This is a genomic window from Streptococcus zalophi, assembly GCF_016481285.1.
GTDB classification, from domain to species: domain Bacteria; phylum Bacillota; class Bacilli; order Lactobacillales; family Streptococcaceae; genus Streptococcus; species Streptococcus zalophi.
On the sequence record NZ_JAENBP010000001.1, the window covers coordinates 55,150 to 71,695 of the forward strand.

The following is a 16,546-nucleotide window of genomic DNA, read 5'->3' on the forward strand; positions in this document are numbered from 1 at the left end:
TCCCAAAATAGTCTTTCCTTCATTATATCCTACTTCCTTTTTTCTGTCATTTTATCACTATTATTTCGACTTTTCTCTTTAAATTATAATTAGAATATAAAAACCACTGATATAAAAAACCAGTGGTCTAAGATTAATCAAGTTTTAATTCTTCCTTGACTTCTTCACCAAGAAGAATGCCTTTAGCACCATCAATAGCGATATGAACTAAATTTTCAATAGCTGTGTGTGTATGAAAGGCTACATGTGGTGAATAAAGAACTTTAGGATGTTTGAGGAGTCTCAAGAATAGTTCATCTGTCACTTCATCTAAAGACACTTTGCGATTAACAAATGGTCCTTCATGTTCATAGGTATCAATAGCAGCTGCACGAATTTGATTATTGTCAAGAGCATCTAAGAGAGCTTTTGTATCAACTAGACTACCACGTGCCGCATTAACCAAAATAAGATTTTTCTTGGCATGTTTCAATAAATCAGCATCAAACAAATGATAGTTTTCTTCAGTAGCTGGTGCATGTAGAGAAATAATATCTGATTTCTCAACTAATTCTTCAACAGTCGACACATAAGTCAAAATATCTTCTAATGCTTTATTTGGATAAAGATCGTAGCCCATAACAGTGGCTCCAGCCTCTTTAAATAACTTGGCTGCAAGACGACCAATATTACCTGTTCCAACAATTCCAACTGTTTTATGGCGAATTTCAGTACTAGTGATAGAATTTTGCCAACGAAAATCACCTTCTTGAACATTTCTATGAATAATATCAAAATCACGCGAAAAATACATAGCGCTGGTAAAAGCAAACTCAGCAATGGCAAATGGAGAATAAACAGGTACTCTAGTAAAACGAATGCCCAATTCTTTTAATAATTTAAGATTGTACATGTCAAATCCAGCTGAACGAGTTGCAAATACTTTAATACCTGATTCTTTCATCAAATGATAAGCTTCTTCAGGGATAGCTTTGACTTGTGAAGCAATTAACCCATCGTAACCTTTTTTAATATAAGACATGGTGTTTTCATCAATTGCTTCTGTATAGATATCCAGTTCAATTTCTGGGTGCATTTTTTGATAGGTTTCTAGTGCAACCTTTTCATCTTCTCTTGCGCTAAATAAAATCAGTTTCATTTTTTGCCTCCTTATGAATTCATTTCTTACTATTAAAATGCTTAATAGTAGTTAACAACCTTGATAACAATAATTAACAATTCTTTTTAATTAGCCAACTAGTAAGACTGTTCAATGAATTGTTCTATTTTTAGTAATCGTATTAGTTTTTTTAGTATAAAATCGTACTATTACTAATAAGACTATATTTCTAGTTATGATTATATAGATAATAATAGGAAAAAACAATCTTTTTTGGACTATTTTATTTTAATAGGACTATAATTTTTAATTATATTTTTTCTTTAAGCTTGATAATACTTGCTTTATTTGCTACAAAATCTCAAATAAAAAAGAGGAAATAATTTATTTCCTCTTTTTAGACTTTTCCTCAATAAAGATAAACCAACAATTATCTTTTATTAAAAATTAGTCGATTTCTCTTTTCTTTTTACCATATCCGTATAAGCTTAGAGCTGATAATAAAGCTAAACCACCTACAACACTTGTCATATTAGAATCGCCTGTTTTTGGTAATTCTTTTCTTGTGTCTGAAGAAGAACCATAAGACATTTGTTTGCTTTGCTCTTTTGTCATTGCCTGCTCATTAGTGGCACCTTTTTCAGATGATGGCTCTTTTGTATTTTGAAGGGTTTTATAAACCACTCCATAATCACTAAAATGTTTAGCAACAAAAGCAACAGCTTGTCGAGTTTGTCCTTTTTCATCAATGAAAGTCGTTGGAGTAAACGCTAGGCTTTCAGCTTTCTCGCTATTTGGTAGATAAATGACTTGAGCAACTTCTTTTCCTGCATCAATTGGTAAAATAACGAGGCTATCTTTTAGTGGATTAATTTTTTTACCTGAGTCATCAAGTAACTCAATGTCAAATAAATCATAGTCTAATCCTTTAAGCACTTGAGGTGTTTCTTTATCCAAGGTTTCTTTATGTGTCACACTAGCACCTGTGATTAGAGAAAGTTCACCTTTTTCAAGCTGGATACGAACACCTGTTTTCAAATCAACAATTTCTTTTGCTTCTTCTAAGAAGGTCACTTCTTCTAGCTGATGAGTTGTCCCTTTTCCTGTTTCAAAAACAATACTTGGCATATCTTCAACTGTAGGAGCTGTGTCTGGTACCTTAGTTTCTGGGACAAAGTCTGACTCTGGTAACTCATAATTAGGTGCTGTGTCTGGTACCTTAGTTTCTGGAACAAAGTCTGACTCTGGTAACTCATAACTTGGGAAAGTATCTGGAACTTTTTCCTCCAGTTTACCTATAAATTCTGGTAACTCTTCCGCAAAGACACCCTTGCCATTTTTAACAATACGATCATTAGTAATGTCATCATAGTAAGTCTTCACTTCATAAATTTCAACAGGATGGTTGTCCCATGATAATTCTAAATCAAGCAGATGTTTAACACTACTTGGAAGTATCACTTTGCTAAAGCTTGACTGAAGATTATCTAGACTTATCCAGCGACTAGCAACATTTCGATCATAATTTTCACTATTTTCAGCAACTCTAGCACGTACTCTTATTGGTGCTTGAGAAGTAGCTGTTGACAAAATAGTGATATGGTTGTGATTTGTATTTTCAGAAAGATGATAGGTTAACTTACCTGCTTCGTTATCTAACTGATAGGTCGTCAAAATTTTGCCATCAACAATGTGATTAGCTAGTGACTCTCTCGTTTCAATATTATTTGTTTCAACCGTTGGATCATTAACTGTCTTAACAAATTCACCATCATTTATCACAAGTTCAGTAAATGCCATGAAACGTTGTAGATAATCAGCTGTGAAAAGAATTCTCAAATAATTAGCTGCCACAGGTGATGTAAGAGTTCCTTCGATAAAACGATTGCCAGGATTTTCTGAATCATGTGTCCAGCCATCATCAAGTGAACTATCACGGGTAGGATTTGTGACACCATCTCCAACTGTTACCACATCAATCCAGTTAGTCCCGTCTGTGCTAACTTGAATTTTACCATCACGCAAGTAGTTTTGAGTACCATCTTGGATGTAGCCTCTTATCTTCTTGATGTTTCTTGTTGTTCCAAGTTTGATAACAACCTCACCGTCACGTCTTTGGAAATCGCTGAATTCCACGTGGCGATTAAACTTACCATCAAAAAGATCTGATAGATTATTGATATTACGAACATCATTTGCCCCATAATAGCTATTAATTCCCATTGTGGTAGATTCTAAGCTGTTAGGTAGAACTTCAACTGTTTCTAAAATCAAGTGGTAATCTTCAAGTGATTGTGTCTCATTTGTTTGGTTGACGAGACGAAGGTATCTAACTAAATTGTGATTTGCAATTTGATCTTTAGTAAACCACTCAACATTGTTTGGTGAATAAAGGAGACTTAACGGCGTATTAATCGTTTCACCACCAGATGTTTCTAAGGCAAGGTCTTGCAATTCATGAAGACGTTCTAAACGTAAACCAACATAGTCACCAGAAGCTAGTTGATGTGCTCCTTCAAGAATCAGTTTATATTGGTTGTCTTCTACATAAGTCTTGCTATTTTTTAATGACTCAACATTGGTATCAGTATAGTCAAGAGTTCCTGAATGACTTTCTAGCATAAATTGTGAAATACGCCACCACTTATCCATAGCCTGATGATTAGTAATGCGAATAGCTTTCGCAACAATACCAGTGTTTATTTCAATTTTTCTCTCACCATTGACATCTCTTAGTTTATGCCATGTCACAAGATCATCAGAGTACTCAATCACTCCTCTAGCAATTTTGTCACCTTGCCCTTGAGTAATTGTCACTTTGGTGATTTCTGTTGGATTTTCAACACTTACTTGGACCCAAGCGCCTTGAGGTGTATTATTTTGATTATTAGCATTGGCTAACATTGCTTCGGTATTAGGATCATTATCTAAAATATTATTTTGGTTTCTTCCAAGTTTATAGATAAGATTGTTGCTGTGGGTTACTGTTAATTCTAAATCACTATTATTTTTATTAGCTTCTAATGGACGATTAACAGCAATCTCGCGAACACCTAACCATGTATTACCTTTAGCGGCAGTGGCGATTAAGCGTACTGCTTTTGCAGTGATGTCTAGACCTTCCAATTGGATAAGGGCTTCATTACCAACAAGTCCTTCTTTTTCAATTTGAACCCATTCATCTGCTTCATTAAGATACTCTACTTTAGCTTGACTAAAGGTATCACGCAGATTTTCTTTTGTTCCCATCGCAAAGATAAGAGAATTGATTGCTTGGGCTTTACTAAATTCAAGACCGACATAATCACCAACAGCAATACTATTTGGTGTTGTGCTAAGAATTTTAGTAGATAAATCACCATCTAAAATACTATTGAGGTCACCACTTGCAATCGCACGATTTGTCATAAATGATTGTTGCACTTGACTAGGATCTAATGAATTTTCAACTTCTTTTGATAATTCATCTAAAAGTGTCAAAATAAATGGTCTAATATGTTGAACACCTAGTTCTGCATTTTGATAACCACTAACATACCAGAAACGATGGGTTTTTGAAGTGTTATAAAAATCTAAACCTGACTTATAATTTTCCCAAAGTTGAGTTGTATTGTCTGTTTTAATGTATTGGGTAGCTGTCAGCAATTTATCTAAGGCATTCATTTGATCGATAGTATTATCTAACCAGTAGATAATCTGATCTTTCATACGACTATAGCCATTAGCTTTATATGTTTCAGCTGCAGTCTTTAGCTTAGTGAACTCTTGGCGCAATTCTTCTCTTTCTGCTGAAATATCTTCGCCAGCTTTTAATTTGGTAATGAAACGTGTGAGTTTTGGTGCTAGTTCAATAGACTCTTCTAGTTTAACAACACGAGTATCCATATTTTGGTTAATCATGTGTTTTCCTAATTCTCTAAAGGCATTAGCTGTTTCTGATTCTTTAAAGGTGCCATTTTCAGCAAAATTAAAGGCCATGTCATTAACGCTTTTAGCTTGTGCAACTGACTTCCAGATTTTCCATGTGTATTCTGCTGCTGAGAATAATGCAATCTTAGAAGGTTCTGATTGTTGCATTGGGTTTAACATAATCCCAGCAATAAGACTTGGATCAACATTAGGTTGTAAGAATTGCTCACCGCCACCTAAAATGAGATGTTGTTTAGAGTTATCCGTTGTTGGCCAGTTAATCCAGAGTTGAACAGGGCGATAAGTGGCACCGTTTGCTGATAGATTTGTTTTTAAGTTATTAAGGAACTGGTTGGTTACTTGGCCCCAGATACGTCCACCAGTCAAGGTTAACGATGATGTTTCTGGTAAACCATTATTTAAAGAACGTAGCTCTGCTTCTGTTCCGTTACCCCAATATTCATGAGGAACAAAAATCATTTCTTTTCTTAATCCAGCATAATCAGCTTGTTTTTCTGTTAACCACTGGGTTAAATCAGCCATTAATTTGTTATAACTTGCTGCACCACCAACTGGAGTGGCTGCATCATCAGCTAGGATACCAAATTCTCTGACACCAACGTTTAATAGTTGTGTGAATTTAGCTTTGATAATCTTTAAATCATCTTCGTAAAAACGATAATTGCCTTGTCCATCTTTATCAAAACGAACAGGGTTTGACATGAATGGATGAATAGTCCAGACATAACGTGTTTTTGATTGGTTCCCAACACGCGCTAACATCTTGATTTCTTCTAGCTTATCATCTGGATAGAGTTCTCTCCACTTGCTATTATGATAAGGATCGTCTTTTGGCGCAAAAACGTATTGCGTCATTTTAAGGTCGCCACCATAGCGCATCAATTCTGCTCTATCTTCATTTGACCATGGATTACCATAATAGCCTTCAATGAAACTACGATTTTTAATATCAGCATAATCTTCAACAACGAGTTCACGAAGCACAGGCACATCACTATCTTTTAGCATATGTTTCAAACTGGTTAAACCATAAAACACAGCATCTGTATCTTTACCAAGAACTGAAATGGCATTGTCTTTAATCACAATGGAGTAAGCATCAATTTTATCAAACAAAGCGGCATCAATTTGTGACGATGCTTGGTGTTGACTTGCTAAAGTGTCTTTTCCTCGAATACCCAATAAGATATTTGGTGTTGTTGTCTCTAGTGTACTTGATGTCGTATAAGAAATCTGGTTGGCTTGAAGAATTTCTTTTGCACGATTACTGGTGTAGATGTCAACATCTTGACCAACCACCAAATGAACACCTTGATCAAGACGTAAAACGCCATCACCGTATGTTATTTTTTGAGGTGTAGGGTAAATTACATACTCTTTTTCAAGATAGGCTTGATCAGTAACCGCTGCATCAACCTCTTCTTTAGAGAAATCTGGTGTTGCTGTGTATTGATTTTCTAAGGCTACTGTACCATCAGCAGCTACTTCGACATCGGTTGCTTTAGCTTCTTCTAAAGCATCATTATCTGTAGAGGCTGTTGGTATAATCGGTGCTTCAACAGCATTTTCTTCATTTAGCTCAACATTAGTTGTTACTTCTACTTGGCTATTTTCTGATTTAGCAATAGTTTCAGTCTCAGAACTTATTGCTTGATCAGCTGTCACATCAGTAGTCGTTACTACTGTTTCTTGATTCACTTCTGCTAAAACGGTAACTGGTGATATACCAAAAAATAACATCCCAACAACAACTGAGCCAACCCCGATAGATGTTTTACGAATGGAATAATGATATTTTTTCTCACCCTTGTTTTGTTTGTGATACGCCATAACTACCTCCCTTAAATATTATTGGCAATCTTTTTTTACTAGGCAATAAAACAATAATCACTGTAAGCGTTTTATCATTGTTATATTAACATATTATTTCTTTTTTTTCCATACTTATTATCAAATTTTGTTCTTTTTTTACTACTTTCTGTTTTGATGATGTTTAACAATGATAATGGTTATTAAAACGGCTTTAGAAACTAACAAAAAAGAGAGTGGTAAATCAACAAAAAAGCTTTTCACGTCGGAAAAGCTTTTTTAGACGAAGATAGTATTATTTTGACTGTTTGCCATTTAAGATAAGATTTAAAACGACTGCAAAAAGTGTGACGATAACAATCCCATTGGTTAAAAACATTTGAAGTGTATTGGGTAAGCTATGGAAGATATTCGTGCCGTTAAAGCCAACTCCTGCTGCAATTGAAACAGCTGCAATAATAAAATTATTCTCATTAGATTTAAAATCAACGCTATTTAGCATCTGCATTCCTTGTAGGGCAACCATACCAAATAAAACTAGCATAGCACCACCAAGAACGGGACTAGGAATCATTTGTGCCATCGCACCAAACTTGGGAACAAGACCTAAAATGACTAGAAAGAGAGCTGTATAATAGATAGGACGTCTTGTTTTAATACCTGATAATTGCACTAAACCAACATTTTGTGAAAAACCAGTATAAGGGAAAGTATTGAAGATACCACCAAGTAAAACAGCAAAGCCTTCAGAGCGGTAACCATTTCTTAAACGTTGACTGTCAAGTTTATCATCTGTTAAATCAGAAAGGGCTAGGTAAACACCTGTTGATTCAACCATTGAAACCGTGGCAATAATACACATCATAATGATTGAGGTGATTTCAAACTGAGGTGCCCCAAAGTAAAAGGGTTGTGGCACATGTAATAATGGTGCCTGTCCTACTACAGAAGCATCAACAATTCCCATAAAAGCTGCTATGATGGTACCACCAATTAATCCGATTAAAATAGAGATGGATTTAATAAATCCTTTTGCAAAGGTATTTATCACTAAAATAATAGCAATTGTTACTAAAGCCAAAATCATTGATTGAGCAGTTGGTTGAGAAGAATTATCACCCATGTTACCCATGGCAACTGGAATTAAAGTCAAACCAATCGTTGTTATGACAGAGCCAGTGACAATTGGTGGAAAGAAGTTAGCAATTTTTGAGAAAATACCTGCTACAAGAATGACATAAATCCCTGAAACAATGAGGGCTCCAAACATGTAGCCCGTTCCTTGTTTTGCACCGATAATTGATAGTGGGGCAACGGATTGAAAAGCACAGCCCAAAACGACCGGTAGACCCACACCGAACTGTTTTCTTAACTGCAATTGTAAAAAGGTTGCAACTCCACACATAAAGATGTCTGTTGAGATGAGATAAGTCAGTTGCTCAGAAGAATAGCCAAGTGCACTAGCAATCATGATCGGTACTAAAATAGAACCTGCATACATGGCTAAGAGATGTTGCAAACCTAAAATAGCTGCTTGTGAGTGTTTTTGTTCGTTTAATTCCATCTTAAATATCTGCCTCCCCAAAAATAACCTTACCATTTTCAAAAGCTTTGATGCGAGCTAAAGACGTCACTGGAACTCCCAAATTTTCTAGTAAAGAACGACCGTCTTGGAAAGATTTTTCAATGACTATCCCAACACCTGCTACTTTTGCCCCTGTTTGCCCAATAATATCAAGTAAACCTTTTGCAGCTTGACCATGGGCTAAGAAGTCATCAACAACTAAAACAACGTCATCAGCATTCAAAAACTTACTAGCTATTGACACTGTGCTTTTAACTTGTTTGGTGAATGAGAAAACTTCAGCTGTTAAAACACCTTCATTCATAGTAATATTCTTAGCTTTTTTAGCAAAAATCATTGGAACATTAAGTGCTTGAGCGGTGTAAATAGCTGGTACAATACCTGAGGCCTCAATGGTCACTACTTTTGTAATACCATAAGTCTCATAATGCTTAGCAAAACACTTACCAATTTCTTGCATGAGCTCATAGTCAACTTGATGAGTTAAAAAGCTATCCACTTTTAAAATCCCTTCTCCGATGACGTGACCATCTTTTAAAATACGCTCTTTTAATAATTTCATTGCTTCTCCTTTTTAGATAAAAAAAGAGCTTGCCAAGATCTGATAATCTCTATAAGAGTTATCAGCCTTTTTGAGTTTCATTGGTTAATGAAAAATCTCAGCAAGCTCAAAGCCCACTTATTGTTAGACATTACGGTGTCTTGTAGAGACGCTGCGCCAATTCACAGCATAAATAAGTTAACAGTTTTATATTCTTTTTTAATAAAACTATTTTAACAAAAACTAAATCAAATGGGAATATGCAATTAAAAAAAATTATCAAACTTCTTGACAAAAAATGTAAAGTGAACTATACTTATTTTGTAAAGTGAACTATACATTTTATATTAATTTTAATGACTAACAAGAAAAATTTTTTAGTAATGGTTAGGAGGACTAGAAATGATTACTATTTCACGGTTATCAAAAAGCTACGGTGACAATCAGGTTTTAAAAGATATCTCGTTTGATATCCCTTCTGGTAGCATTTGTGGTTTGATTGGTAAAAATGGATCAGGGAAAACAACACTCTTTCATTCCATTTTAAATTTTGTCACTTATGAGGGTAATATCCACTTAGATAATCATGCTTTGTCAACAAAAGATTATAAACACATTGGCTATCTGCCAGAAGAACGAAGTCTTATGCCCAAGTTAACTGTTTTTGAACAAGTGCGTTATCTGGCGACTTTAAAAGGAATGTCGACAAAAGACATTGCTAAAAAATTACCTATGTGGATGGAGCGTTTAGAGGTAAAAGGAAAATTAACGGATAAAATTAAGAGTCTCTCAAAAGGGAATCAACAAAAAATCCAATTGATTATCACCTTGATTCATGAACCAGACTTCATTATCCTAGACGAACCTTTTTCAGGACTTGATCCTGTCAATACAGCATTACTTAAAAAAGTTATTCTTGAAGAGAAAAAACGTGGTGCCAGTATTATCTTTTCTGATCATGTCATGACGAATGTTGAAGAACTATGTGATGAACTCATTATGATTAGTGAAGGACGTCTTGTTTTAAACGGTAGTATACAAGCTATTCGAAATCAATTTGGTAAAACACGTCTCTTTGTTTCAGATGAACTTGATAAAAAGAAACTTGAAGATTTACCACATGTGGTCTCTGTTAATCACACTAATCAAGGAACTTGGCGTTTAGTCTTAGATGACGAAAAAGCAGGACAAGAATTATTCCAGTTAATCACAAATGGTCAATATGTCACAACATTTGACCAACAAGCTCCTACTATTGATGAAATCTTTAAAATGAAATCGGGGGTTGCACTATGAAACAATTACTATTAGTTGCCAAAGAATCTTATTTTAGACAAGTCAAATCATGGGCCTTCTTTTTCATGGTGATTTCACCATTTATCTTTATTTTCTTTTCCTCAGTCATGGGATATATCGGTGCTAGTACTGCGATGAGAGGCACTCAGGTTGCTATTGTTACTGAAGATAAAATGATTGAAGAAGCTTTTATGAGTCAACTAGATTATAGTAATGACTATCCAGATGCCAAAAAAGCGCAAAAAGCACTTGATGATGAAGACATTGCTGGCTATTTAGAGATTGATACAAGTGAGACACAATTGAAAGCCATTTATCACGGTGATAATCCTTTATCTGTCTATGACAAAGGGTTTGTCACCCAACTTTTAAATAGTTTTCAGCAAACTAGAAATACCTTGTCTGCCCAGCTATCACAGGAACAAATGACTCTTTTAGCAACTGAACCACAATTACAAGAAGACATTAAAGAAGGGGCACAACTTGAAAATAGTGGTAAACAAATTGCCTTTTTTGGACTAGTCATGCTGATGTATATTATTATTATCACCTATGCAAGTACGACTGCTCAAGAAATTGCCAATGAAAAAGGAACCAAAATTATGGAGGTTATCTTTTCTAGTATTCCGGCAGACCTTTATTTTTATGGACGTATCATTGGATTTTTAGGCGTTATTCTCACTCACGTAGGTATTTACGCTCTAGGTGGTTATCTTAGCTTTCTTGGCTTATCTCAATTTTCTGGCACCAAGGAAATGGTGGCATCGATTCAACCACTGCTATCAAGTGTTTTTGAACATCTTGATTGGAGTATGATTTTATTTGTTGTGTTGGGTATCTTTATTTACGTAATATTAGCAGCACTTTGTGGTTCTCTTATTGTCCGTGTTGAAGATGCTTCAAAAGCTGTCCAACCAGCCATTTATCTTGTTATCTTAGGATTTTTTGGGGCATTATCTTTAGGACAACAAGGTTATGATCACATTCTTTTAAAGATTGGTTCTTATATTCCATTTTTATCTTCATTCTTCATGCCCATTAGATTAATCAATGGCTATGCAACAACAACTGAAAGTATTATTTCCTTAATAATATTACTAGCTTCTGTTGTCGGATTAATTATTTATATTGGTAAATCCTACTCAGGTCTCATTCTTCAAACAGATGACTTAGGCTTTATTAAAAATCTTAAACGTAGCTTTTCTAAAAAATAAAAGCATAAAAAAATAGAGTAAGACAACTGTCTTACTCTATTTTGATAGGATTACTTTCTTGAGAGGCTTCTATTTTTTTAATATCAAAAATAGGGAATAACAATGGACTTAGTATAAAAGCAAAAGTAGCAAAATCAATAAATAAAGCTATTGGCTTATTAAATGTTGGCACCAAAAGTAATAATAGGAAAGGCCATAGCTGGTAGAGTTTTCCCAACTTGTTAAACTGTAAGACCAATTTATCCCCTTCGGTGACATTGAAAGATGCTACTTTACCTAAATAGGCTTTAACTGATAAAGTTGCTTGTGAACTAACCATTGGAATTGTTATGGTCTCTGCTTCATCAATTTTACCAATCTCTTGTCCGTTTAAGGATAATTGCAGTGGAAAATGAAACAATGCAAATTTAAATAGTTTTCGAGTCAGTATTATTGCCACAATAGTCTCCTTTTCTTAATTATTTAAATACCATTTTACATTATTACTAAATGATATTAAGAAGCTAATGTGCTTATAAAAGTCAAACCTAGCTTTATTTCATCAAATGAGAAGATTATTTTTACTTTTTTAGGTTACTTGAAATGCTTCTAATTTTTTTATATCAAAAATAGGAAATATAAAAGCTGATAACAAAAGCACAAAGAAAATGATTGAAATAAAATTAGGTATTGAGATAGGTAATAACATATAAATACCATAAAAAATAAAATATCGATAAAGGATTTGATTAAAACGATTGGCGACCAAAACCAGGTCATCACCATCTGTAACATTAAAAGAAACTTTTGTCCCAAGAAATGGTTTGACTATCAGGACTCCTTCTGACTTAGTAAGGGGAATTGTTACGGTTTCTTCTTCATAAATCTTCACGACAAAGTCACCATCTAGATAAACTTTAAATGCTATATCAGAAGTACCCAAATGAAATTTTTTTCGAGTCAGTGTTATTGCCATGATAACCTCCCTTTTAAAAAATTAAAGATGAACAATCATATTCACTTTTATTGTATCATAATATCATAATAAAAAGGCTAGAATTTTCTCTAGCCTTATGTCTTGTTACTATTCAAAATAGGTTTTGCTGATGACTTGCCATGTCCCAGAAGTGTCATCTTTTTTTTCTAGATAATCTGAATAATTAATTCTATAAAGACCAATCAATGAATCACTATTAGAAACCGAATCATCATTTTGACGTATGTCCACGTAAACTAGACCGTCATCACCTTCATAGAATGAATTTAAATAATCTTCTTCAAAATCACTATTATCAACATTTTTTGTCAAGTATAATGCTTTTATCCAGCTAATCGTTTTTTCTGCTGTTAAACTAGTTTTTTCTAATAAATCTGTCTCTCTTACTGCATCATCTTTTAAAGAAGGTGTTTTGTTTGTCCTTGTTGCCTTCATATAATAACTTGGTGCGTAATCAAACTCTTTATCAGCTCTAACTGACCATACTTGAGGGTAAATCACATCACCATCAATTAAGATACCAATATCATATTTAACGTAATGACCACCGTATCCAGAATAATGAAGTGCTGTAGTATCAGTACCAGAAGCGATTTCATAGCGATATAACTGATTTCCCAATGAAACAAGTCTATCAATTTTTGTCGTGTAAACCTTGCCATCAAATTCCCTAGTCACAGTCCCATCAGGATTAAAGGTGACGATATAGTTTAAGAAAGGATCATTTATTTCCCACTGGCCTAATAATGCTTCTGGAAAAACGCTTGTTGTGGTTTGAGCCACACTATTTTCTTGAGGGACTTGCTTAGCATTTTCATTGACTGTTTCTTTTGGTTTGTCAAAATTGCTTTTCAGCCCAGATTGACTATTTTTAATTTTTTTATTTTCTGTTGAGCTTGTTGTTGTCGTTTGTTTCACATTATGATTAAAAGAGTTTGATAACGATTCTTTTTGATTGCTACGAGTTGAAAAAATGAATAAAACACTAAATAGTAATCCTAACATAATAATGGATACTAATAAAAGACGTGATTTTTTCATAATTGATCTCCTTAATATCTTTTATACCATTATTATATACCTGTTTGTCATCTAATACAAACAATAATGTAATATTTTTGTAATATTTTGTAACTTTTTATTAACAAAAATAAATGATTGGTTTTGATTGTGATTTTAAAAACAATTACTATGTTATTGGTTTTCTATTTTTTCAAAACTATAATGAGAATATTTCTTTACAAAATAATCAATGATAAAGGTAATAGCTATTAATATCAGACCAAAAAATAACCTAATAGGAAAACTTAAGGAATAGGCAACACTAACAAATGGATAATATAGCATCAAAAACATCAGTAGCATGAATAGCCAATTATATTTTAAATAAAAACTTTCTTTTATTTTAATGGTTTCCCCGTCAAAAACCGTAATGATAGAACTTTTTAAACCTGTTTTAAAATCTCTAACTTGTAGTGTTACCTCTTTTGCAGGTAACTCATAAAATTGTTTGCGATGATATTCTTTGAATTCCTCTACAGACTGACCATTAATAATCACATCTAAGGGCGCTTCTGATCTGACATCTTCTTTTTTTCTAAGCAACAAAATTGCCATTTCTTTTCTCCTATCACCTGACTTCTTTAATCGTATTATATCAAAATACTTTCAGAAAGAGTCTAATAATGAGGGAATAAACTTCTTTAACTTTTTTATTCATCTTCTTGATCAAACTCTTCAGTCGTCACCACTGATTCAGGAGCTGTGGTATCATCAGAGACTTTGTAATAAGGTTCATACTCAGCCTTACTACTTTGACCAATGAGAATAGCATCCTGTTCATAAATAAGTTTTTCACCAGATGTCTTTGTGCCAGTAGGAACAATGGCTAAACTAGCCCCTCCTATCAGTGACTCTCTTGAATAAATACCAGCTTTTAATATATTATTTTCTATTCTAGAAATTTGAATGTCGTAAGTATCATTAACAATTTTCTTACCGTCATCATTATAATATATGATTGCCACTACACCCTTGTTATCAAAGATAATACCTTGGCCACTATAATTTTCCCATGTTCCAGCAATACTTGAAAAATCACCATTCGAAATAGCCTCTAAGTTAATGGTAGAAAGACTCTTATCTGTATTAGTTGGGCCTTCTGCTTTTGCTTCTTCTTTTGTTGTCACAGGATTTTGTTCAGTGTCTAAATTCATTTCTTTATTAGTAGCCTTAGACTCTTTTGTTGTCACTTTTGATGCTTTATCCTTTTGTTTAGTTGTCTGAACGGTGTTATCAGTCATTTTTTTTGCCTCTTGTTTATTTGTTTTAGAGGGTGTTAACAAAAAGATAGTCAAAACGACTAAAATGATTGAACCTAAGATTGCACCAAAAATAATACCTGATTTTTTCATGATAAATCTCCTAATCTTTTTTCTATCATTATTATACACCTCTTTGTCATCTAATTCAAATAATTATGTAATATTTCTGTAATATTTTGTAATATTTTATTGTTAAAAGTTTGTTCCATCAAAAAAATCACCTTATCGGTGATTTTTCTTATTTCTTTTTCTTCATCAGATAAAATCCAAGTAAGACTAGACTAAGACCTGATAGGATATTAAGGTATTTATTACCCATTGTTGGGCTAATGGCAATAAGAAAGAATCCAATGGCCATTAAAAATAGTGAACCATTTTTTTGTGTCATTTTACTCGCCTGCTTTGACTTTATTGGCAGAAATGACAAATGGTGTCCAAATCAGAAAGGCAACAAATAGGTTAAAGAGCGATACTAAGGCAGCCATTATATTACCTCCTGTTGCTAGATAAGCGTATAATCCTGGAGGAGTAATCCAAGGAACCGCTAGAAATACTGGTGGAATTAAACCAGAGGCGGTTGCTAGGTAGGCAATAGTAACACAGATTGGTGGAATAATCAACCAAGGAATAGCAAAGATTGGGTTAAGAACCATTGGAATACCAAAAGTAATAGGTTCGTTGATATTAAATAATCCCATTGGTGCTGCTAATTTAGCAACGGCTTTATGTTCTTCACGTTTTGAGAAGATAAAAATAGCAATGATAAGGGCTAACGTCACACCAGAGCCACCCATTTGTGCAAAGGCATCAAATGAACCACGTGTCCAAGTCCATGGGAGGTTAGCCACACTATGCGTTGCTTCATAAACGGCAGTATTTTCATTTAGTGCTGGGATATAAATACCATCTAAAATTGGGCCAAGAACGTTGTGACCATGAAGTCCAAAGAACCAGAATAATTGCACTAAGAAACTTAAAAGAATAACTGAACCTAGTCCTTGTGAAAGTCCCATTAAAGGTCTTTGAATGTACTCAGAAATAAGATCACTCATTGCTAAACCTGATAATACAAAGGTTAAGTAGGCAATAATTGAAGTCGCATAAATAGCTGCTGCACCAGGAATAATGGCAACAAAAGCTTTGTTTACTGCTGGTGGTACACTATCAGGTAACTTGATAGTGATATTACGTTTGGTTAAAGCAGCATAAACAAATGAGGCAATGAAACCTGTGATTAAGGCCGTAAATAAACCTGTTGCTCCTGCGTATTTTAAAGCAATAGCTCCCCATTCACTCACTTCAAGTGAAGAAACACCATCTGATGAAACAATTGTTAGTCCCAAATCTTTTAAGGAATTAACGACAGATGAGTCTGCCCCTTCTAAAGCAGTTGTAATGGTTAATGATTGAGGAAGTGTAGCAATAAATGCTGCAATTGAAATTAGCCCACCTGCTAAAGGATTTACTTTGTTCATAACAGCCAAGTTATGTCCTAAAGCAAATGAAAAGACAAGTGCCATGATACCAATCGTTCCGAAATAAACATAGCCATTAATATTAATCACAGGTTGCATGGCTTCAACAAAGCCAGTCATTCCCATACTTGTTGGAATGTCTCGTAAAAAAACATTTAATAATACCGCAACAGCACCAGCCATAGTGATTGGCATCATTGCTACAAAGGAATCACGGACAGCTACTAGATGTCTTTGCGATCCGATTTTTCCTGAAATCTCCATAAATTTAGTCGATAAATTTGACATTTCAAAATC

Annotated in this window: 13 protein-coding genes and 1 riboswitch; of the genes, 2 read left to right on the forward strand and 11 right to left on the reverse strand. The window is 34.1% G+C overall.

Annotated features, from left to right (window positions below; genetic code table 11):
• Nucleotides 1–133: 133 nt before the first annotated feature.
• The 4 genes from JHK64_RS00245 to JHK64_RS00260 all read right to left on the reverse strand — a co-directional run bounded on the left by JHK64_RS00245 (nt 134) and on the right by JHK64_RS00260 (nt 8,985).
• Nucleotides 134–1,138, reverse strand: a complete 1,005-nt coding sequence (locus tag JHK64_RS00245) for a D-2-hydroxyacid dehydrogenase (RefSeq protein ID WP_199566989.1) — start codon at nt 1,136–1,138, stop codon at nt 134–136.
• A gap of 408 nt (nt 1,139–1,546) precedes the next feature.
• The gene (locus JHK64_RS00250; RefSeq protein ID WP_199566990.1) at nt 1,547–6,859 is read right to left on the reverse strand and encodes a beta-N-acetylglucosaminidase domain-containing protein; all 5,313 of its coding nucleotides are present in this window, start codon (nt 6,857–6,859) and stop codon (nt 1,547–1,549) included.
• Between the two features lie 274 nt (nt 6,860–7,133).
• On the reverse strand, nt 7,134–8,402 hold the full coding sequence (locus JHK64_RS00255) for a nucleobase:cation symporter-2 family protein (RefSeq protein ID WP_199566991.1): 1,269 nt from the start codon (nt 8,400–8,402) through the stop codon (nt 7,134–7,136).
• Nucleotide 8,403: 1 nt separating this feature from the next.
• On the reverse strand, nt 8,404–8,985 hold the full coding sequence (locus JHK64_RS00260; protein ID WP_199566992.1) for a xanthine phosphoribosyltransferase: 582 nt from the start codon (nt 8,983–8,985) through the stop codon (nt 8,404–8,406).
• Nucleotides 8,986–9,085: 100 nt separating this feature from the next.
• A riboswitch (purine riboswitch) is annotated at nt 9,086–9,181 on the reverse strand.
• A 185-nt stretch (nt 9,182–9,366) separates the two neighbouring features.
• On the opposite strand from JHK64_RS00260, the gene JHK64_RS00265 reads away from it, so the two are divergent.
• Both JHK64_RS00265 and JHK64_RS00270 read left to right on the forward strand, forming a co-directional pair.
• On the forward strand, nt 9,367–10,260 hold the full coding sequence (locus JHK64_RS00265) for an ABC transporter ATP-binding protein (protein WP_199566993.1): 894 nt from the start codon (nt 9,367–9,369) through the stop codon (nt 10,258–10,260).
• The gene (locus tag JHK64_RS00270; protein WP_199566994.1) at nt 10,257–11,474 is read left to right on the forward strand and encodes an ABC transporter permease; all 1,218 of its coding nucleotides are present in this window, start codon (nt 10,257–10,259) and stop codon (nt 11,472–11,474) included. Before JHK64_RS00265 ends, JHK64_RS00270 begins: the two co-directional genes overlap by 4 nt.
• Nucleotides 11,475–11,505: 31 nt before the next feature.
• Here JHK64_RS00270 and JHK64_RS00275 read toward each other — a convergent pair whose 3' ends face one another.
• From JHK64_RS00275 to JHK64_RS00305, 7 genes are all read right to left on the reverse strand, one after another.
• Complete coding sequence (locus JHK64_RS00275) at nt 11,506–11,913, reverse strand: hypothetical protein (RefSeq protein ID WP_199566995.1); 408 nt, start codon at nt 11,911–11,913, stop codon at nt 11,506–11,508.
• A gap of 129 nt (nt 11,914–12,042) precedes the next feature.
• On the reverse strand, nt 12,043–12,429 hold the full coding sequence (locus JHK64_RS00280) for a hypothetical protein (protein ID WP_199566996.1): 387 nt from the start codon (nt 12,427–12,429) through the stop codon (nt 12,043–12,045).
• Between the two features lie 108 nt (nt 12,430–12,537).
• Nucleotides 12,538–13,491 (reverse strand): hypothetical protein, encoded by a 954-nt coding sequence (locus JHK64_RS00285; protein ID WP_199566997.1) that lies wholly within the window; start codon nt 13,489–13,491, stop codon nt 12,538–12,540.
• A 153-nt stretch (nt 13,492–13,644) separates the two neighbouring features.
• The gene (locus tag JHK64_RS00290; protein ID WP_199566998.1) at nt 13,645–14,067 is read right to left on the reverse strand and encodes a hypothetical protein; all 423 of its coding nucleotides are present in this window, start codon (nt 14,065–14,067) and stop codon (nt 13,645–13,647) included.
• A gap of 95 nt (nt 14,068–14,162) precedes the next feature.
• A complete protein-coding gene (locus JHK64_RS00295) occupies nt 14,163–14,864 on the reverse strand; it encodes a DUF6287 domain-containing protein (protein ID WP_199566999.1) in 702 nt (233 codons plus the stop codon).
• 148 nt (nt 14,865–15,012) lie between these two features.
• The gene (locus JHK64_RS00300; protein ID WP_199567000.1) at nt 15,013–15,162 is read right to left on the reverse strand and encodes a hypothetical protein; all 150 of its coding nucleotides are present in this window, start codon (nt 15,160–15,162) and stop codon (nt 15,013–15,015) included.
• Between the two features lies 1 nt (nt 15,163).
• Nucleotides 15,164–16,537 (reverse strand): PTS sugar transporter subunit IIC, encoded by a 1,374-nt coding sequence (locus JHK64_RS00305; RefSeq protein ID WP_199567001.1) that lies wholly within the window; start codon nt 16,535–16,537, stop codon nt 15,164–15,166.
• Nucleotides 16,538–16,546 lie beyond the last annotated feature (9 nt).

Coding starts and splice junctions, on each gene's coding strand:
- JHK64_RS00245 (WP_199566989.1), bottom strand. CDS start 1,138: ATGAAACTGATTTTATTTAGCGCAAGAGAAGATGAAAAGGTTGCACTA.
- JHK64_RS00250 (WP_199566990.1), bottom strand. CDS start 6,859: ATGGCGTATCACAAACAAAACAAGGGTGAGAAAAAATATCATTATTCC.
- JHK64_RS00255 (WP_199566991.1), bottom strand. CDS start 8,402: ATGGAATTAAACGAACAAAAACACTCACAAGCAGCTATTTTAGGTTTG.
- JHK64_RS00260 (WP_199566992.1), bottom strand. CDS start 8,985: ATGAAATTATTAAAAGAGCGTATTTTAAAAGATGGTCACGTCATCGGA.
- JHK64_RS00265 (WP_199566993.1), top strand. CDS start 9,367: ATGATTACTATTTCACGGTTATCAAAAAGCTACGGTGACAATCAGGTT.
- JHK64_RS00270 (WP_199566994.1), top strand. CDS start 10,257: ATGAAACAATTACTATTAGTTGCCAAAGAATCTTATTTTAGACAAGTC.
- JHK64_RS00280 (WP_199566996.1), bottom strand. CDS start 12,429: ATGGCAATAACACTGACTCGAAAAAAATTTCATTTGGGTACTTCTGAT.
- JHK64_RS00285 (WP_199566997.1), bottom strand. CDS start 13,491: ATGAAAAAATCACGTCTTTTATTAGTATCCATTATTATGTTAGGATTA.
- JHK64_RS00290 (WP_199566998.1), bottom strand. CDS start 14,067: ATGGCAATTTTGTTGCTTAGAAAAAAAGAAGATGTCAGATCAGAAGCG.
- JHK64_RS00295 (WP_199566999.1), bottom strand. CDS start 14,864: ATGAAAAAATCAGGTATTATTTTTGGTGCAATCTTAGGTTCAATCATT.
- JHK64_RS00300 (WP_199567000.1), bottom strand. CDS start 15,162: ATGACACAAAAAAATGGTTCACTATTTTTAATGGCCATTGGATTCTTT.
- JHK64_RS00305 (WP_199567001.1), bottom strand. CDS start 16,537: ATGTCAAATTTATCGACTAAATTTATGGAGATTTCAGGAAAAATCGGA.